The organism is Vibrio sp. R-1 (assembly GCF_035615595.1).
Lineage (GTDB): Bacteria > Pseudomonadota > Gammaproteobacteria > Enterobacterales > Vibrionaceae > Vibrio > Vibrio cholerae.
The window spans coordinates 1-4,921 of record NZ_WPDC01000140.1; the positions used below are offsets into that span (position 1 = coordinate 1).

Sequence of the window (4,921 nt, forward strand, 5' to 3'; positions counted from 1 at the left end):
AACAGCTATAACCGAAGGGTTATGGCTGTTTTTCCATTCTTGTTATCGAGATATTTGCCATCATCAGCATGAATGGAAACATTGCAGGATATAGGAACAAACATGCTAAAAGACGAATTGAAAACCCCATACTTCATGATTGATGAAGCAAAACTCATCGCTAACCTAGAAATTGCTAAGCACCTGAAGGAAATTTCAGGTGTGAAGATGGTGTTGGCACTGAAGTGTTTTTCAACTTGGGGTGTTTTTGACATCATCAAACCCTATCTGGATGGCACAACCAGTTCGGGTCCGTTTGAAGTGAAACTAGGCTATGAAACTTTCGGTGGTGAAACTCATGCTTACTCAGTAGGTTACAGTGAAGAGGATGTAAAAGAAGTCATTGATATTTGTGACAAAATGATCTTCAACTCACAATCGCAACTGGCCGCTTATCGCCATCTTGTGGAAGGCAAAGCATCGCTAGGTTTGCGTATCAACCCCGGCGTCAGCTATGCAGGTCAAGACCTTGCTAATCCCGCGCGTCAGTTTTCACGTTTAGGGGTACAGGCCGATCATATCGATGAAAGTGTCTTCGATTCGATTAATGGCGTGATGTTCCATATGAACTGTGAAAATAAAGACGTTGATGCCTTTATTGGCTTACTGGGTGCCATTTCCGAACGTTTTGGTCGTTATCTCGATAAATTAGACTGGGTGAGTTTAGGTGGGGGCGTATTCTTTACTTGGCCAGGTTACGATGTTGAGAAATTGGGCGCAGCACTGAAAGCGTTTGCTGAGCGTCACGCTGTTCAGCTCTATCTCGAACCGGGTGAGGCGATCATTACCAAAACCACGGATCTTGTGGTGACAGTGGTAGACATTGTGGAAAACGGGATGAAAACCGCGATTGTCGATTCCGCAACGGAAGCGCACCGCTTAGATACGCTGATCTATAAAGAGCCTGCATCGGTGTTGGAAGCCAGTGACAAGGGACAGCACGAATATGTGATTGGCTCTTGTTCTTGCTTAGCGGGCGATCAGTTCTGTGTGGCTAAGTTTGATGAGCCGCTTCAGGTCGGGCAGAAACTGCATATCCTGGACAGCGCGGGTTACACCATGGTTAAACTCAATTGGTTCAATGGCCTGAAAATGCCGTCGGTTTATTGTGAGCGCAAAAATGGCCAAATCCAGAAGATCAACCAGTTTGGCTATGAGGATTTCAAACGCACCTTATCTTTATGGTCAATTGAATAGCGTGTACGTATTTTGTTTGGACTCGAAGCGGTGAGGTTAAGCGATTAGGATTACTCACCCTTGATGACGATAGCCAATAAAAAAACAACAAAAAAGCCGTGAGTAATCACGGCTTTTTGATGTGTGAAGATAGTGATTACATAGGAAGTGTCGTAAAAATCGTCCACTCTTTGACCACTTCACCTTTGTAGCCAACAACCGTTGCAGTAACACGACGGTTACGAGCGTGGCTCACATCATCGGTACCTTCTACTTCCAAAACGCTATCCCCGTATCCGACAATGTTCACGCGCTCTGGCGCTACGCCATAACGAAGTAATTGGTCACGAACCGCTTCTGAACGCTGCTTAGAGAGGGCAAGGTTATGTTCCGCGCTGCCTACTTTGCTCGCGTAGCCTTGTAACTCAATAGATGTTGAAGGATAGGTTTGCAAAAACTCAGCCATTTGACGAATTTGCGTTAAAAACGCAGGCTCAATCGAGCTCGAGTCATTAGCAAACAGAATATGCAATTGCTGCATCTGTGATGATTTGACAAAGGTGCCACAGCCATCATTATCGATTTCAGAGCCTTTGGGTGTATCGGGGCAAAGATCGCGAGCATTGATAACACCGTCTCTATCGTCATCTTGCAGATCCGCAATCTGATTCGCGAGTGGAGTAGGACGATAGTCGTACTCATCACCTTCGTGCTTTGTATATTGACCTTGATTTGCCAATGCCGACGTGGTTACAGTGCAAAGAAATAGTGGCAGAGCCCATGATTTGATTGACATATTAGTACTCCACCTTAGCTGTCCATTCCTGCGGGATATCGACTCTTAAGGCATCCAACAAGTTACCAGATGCATTCATGACACGATATTTTGCATATTGTTCAGCATATCGTGCATCGAGGTAGTCCTTGCGTGCCTCGAAAAGCTCATTTTCCGTGTTGAGGAGATCAAGCAATGTACGCTGGCCGATTTGATACTGTTTACGGTAAGCCACAACCGTTTTGGATGCAGAATCAACGTGATCTGCCAAAAACTGTTTCTGTTGCAGAGTGAGATCCAAGGCACTCCAAGATAAGCGAAGCCCTTCCTCAACGGTACGGAAGGTTTTTTCACGCAGATCCTTGGAACGATTGAGTTGATAAGCCGCACTTTCTGTACGATCACTGTCACTGCCGCCGTTGTAGAGGTTGTAACGCAAACGGAGCATCGCACTGAGCTCATCACTGCTGCCCTCAATACCGCCTGCATCATTACGCCAACTCTGAGCCGCTTCAAAAGAGAGTGTGGGGTAATTTGGCGCTTTAGACTGCTTATACTGGAAGCGTGCTGCATCCACATCCGCTTGAGCAACCTTAATCACTGGATGATTTTCTTGCGCCATATTTAAAGCATTTTCTAATGTCGGCGGTATCGCATTTTGATCGGCACGAGGAAACTCTAAGCTCACAGGTTCTTGACCCACTAAGCGGCGAAACTGAGTGTAGATGTCAAAAAGATTGTTTTGTGCAGCCACTAAGTTGCTGTGCGCTTTTGCTAAACGAGCCTCAACTTGAGTCACATCGGCTGTAGAACCAATACCTGAGTCGGCGCGCTTTTTAATATCGCGGTAGATATCTTTATGAATAGCCAGATTGTTTTCTGACAGCGTTAGAATTTCAGAAGCTTTGGTTGCGTCCAGATAAATCTTGGCGACTTCCAGAGCCATGTTAGAGGCATCGGCTAATAACTGATAGCGATCCGCCTCAGCTTCCGCTGCCGTTCTATCCATATCATTCAGTGTGGCAGACCCATCCCAAATCAATTGAGTGAGGGTAAGGGTGGCATCTTTACGGGTTAAATCTGTGTTTCTATTACCACTAGATTCTGCAGGATTAATCGCCTCATAACCGATACCTGCATCAAGATCGATCTTCGGTAAGTATGCGCCTGACGATGCCTCTGCATCATATTCACGACTTTTAAATTGATTAAATGCGCTTTTTAGCTCCGGGTTGGATGCCAAGGTGATGGATACAGCTTGCTCCAACGTTTGCGCAGAAACCGGATTGCTTAACGCAATAGCGAGCGCAATCGCCTTTAATGGTAATCCTTTCAAAACGTTCTCCCCAGTGTGGGCCATTACTCAATGAATGACCTTTAGTCTAATCCAGATTCATTATCATTTATAAGACATATAGGACATTTGACGTCAACAATATGACGCACGCGAGAACCGTATCACACATTTACGTAAATAAACCCCTGTGACCCGGTCATAACGATGTAAACTAAAAGTATTAAATCATTTCAGTTGTGGATAGTTTTGGAATAAAGTTAACACTTACAAAGTGTAGCGTTGTGACTTTAGTTCAAAATTCATGTTGTTGCTAGATGGAACAGCATCTCTGATTTATTTGTGATGTGCGCAGTTAAACGGAATTTTTAACTAAAGTTAACATTTATCTTGACTGGTTTTGTGGCAAAGGAAGAGTGTCAATTATCAACACACTCAAAAGTATTAGGGTCTGAGGCTTTATATGGGAATTCATGCTTTGTTGTCTTTAGCAAATCTTGCAGCGAACCAGCTGCTTGTGATTGATAGAAATGGAAATGTCGCGATCATCAACGCAGGAGAAGCGGTTCCTGAAGGTGCGATAATCCTCGACCCGAATAGTAACAATTTGATGCCTGAGCAGGAGCCACTGCCAGTAGCACAACTGGTGGATGCTGAGGGTAACGCTCAGCCGATTACCGATGATATAGAGCAGATTTTAGCCGCATTAGAAGAAGGTGCAGATCCGACTGCATTGGGTGAGGAATTTGCCACAGCTGCTGGTGGTTCAACAGGCTCTGCATTGAGCGCGGCTTTTACAATTGAACGTGATGGTACAGAAACTCTTGCATCAACGCGGTTTGATACATCAGGCTTCGAAGCCATCGGCCTATCAAGAACGCAAAGCTTGAGTTTGCTGAACCTATTGCAAGCTCCTGCGGCTCCAATTACCCCTATTCCACCAATTGATCCAGAAGAGCCTGTCTCTCCCATTGTAATTAGCAGTATCACAGGCGATAACGTAGCCGAAGGTAGCAACAATACCTTTTCCGTGAGCCTATCAGGTACTACTACCGCGGAAACTACAATTGTGCTGACACTGGCTGGTGACACTGCGGCCAAAGGTGTCGATTTCAATGGTACGTCAGTTATTGTCGTTATTAATGGTGTGAGCCAGACAGTGCCAGTTAATGAAGATGGCACCTTCCAAGTAACAGTGCCGACTAATACAAACAGCTTTAGCGTTCAAGTCTCTACCATTGATGACAATATTTACGAAGGAAATGAGACCTTCACCCTAAGTGGCAATGGCGCAAATGGTATAGTGACTGGCACAGCGACCATCACAGACATTGATAACATACCGAGCTTAACCGCGGATACCGGTTCGGTGACGGAAGACACAGTGAACGCTGCGGGGGCTCTGGAAACCACAGGTCAACTGGCGGCAGGCACAGGTGGCGACGCAGGTGAAGATAAGTTCAAAGCCGAGACGGGTCTGACCGGCACGGGCGGCTACGGCACGTTGGATGTTGACGCGAATGGCAACTGGACGTACACGGCCGACAACGAACAAGCGGCGATCCAAGGTTTGAAAACGGGTGAGACGCTGACCGATGTCATCACAGTGACGAACGCCGATGGCGTGACGACCACGA

At 46.0% G+C, this 4,921-nt stretch carries 4 protein-coding genes; 2 read left to right on the top strand and 2 right to left on the bottom strand.

The genetic code is table 11. The features are described 5' to 3' along the window. Positions 1 to 102 precede the first annotated feature (102 nt). Positions 103 to 1,236 (top strand): carboxynorspermidine decarboxylase, encoded by a 1,134-nt coding sequence (gene nspC / locus GOU96_RS16790; RefSeq protein ID WP_042988450.1) that lies wholly within the window; start codon positions 103 to 105, stop codon positions 1,234 to 1,236. 136 nt (positions 1,237 to 1,372) lie between these two features. Here nspC and GOU96_RS16795 read toward each other — a convergent pair whose 3' ends face one another. Next, positions 1,373 to 2,011, bottom strand: a complete 639-nt coding sequence (locus GOU96_RS16795; RefSeq protein ID WP_000023794.1) for an OmpA family protein — start codon at positions 2,009 to 2,011, stop codon at positions 1,373 to 1,375. Position 2,012: 1 nt separating this feature from the next. Further along, entirely contained in the window at positions 2,013 to 3,326 is a 1,314-nt protein-coding gene (locus GOU96_RS16800; protein ID WP_001913243.1) for a TolC family outer membrane protein, read from the bottom strand. A gap of 421 nt (positions 3,327 to 3,747) precedes the next feature. Between GOU96_RS16800 and GOU96_RS16805 the strand changes: the two genes are divergently transcribed. Beyond that, positions 3,748 to 4,921: VCBS domain-containing protein (locus GOU96_RS16805; RefSeq protein WP_267783160.1), on the top strand; the 1,174-nt coding region annotated here is incomplete at its 3' end.

Coding starts and splice junctions, on each gene's coding strand:
- nspC (WP_042988450.1), top strand. CDS start 103: ATGCTAAAAGACGAATTGAAAACCCCATACTTCATGATTGATGAAGCA.
- GOU96_RS16795 (WP_000023794.1), bottom strand. CDS start 2,011: ATGTCAATCAAATCATGGGCTCTGCCACTATTTCTTTGCACTGTAACC.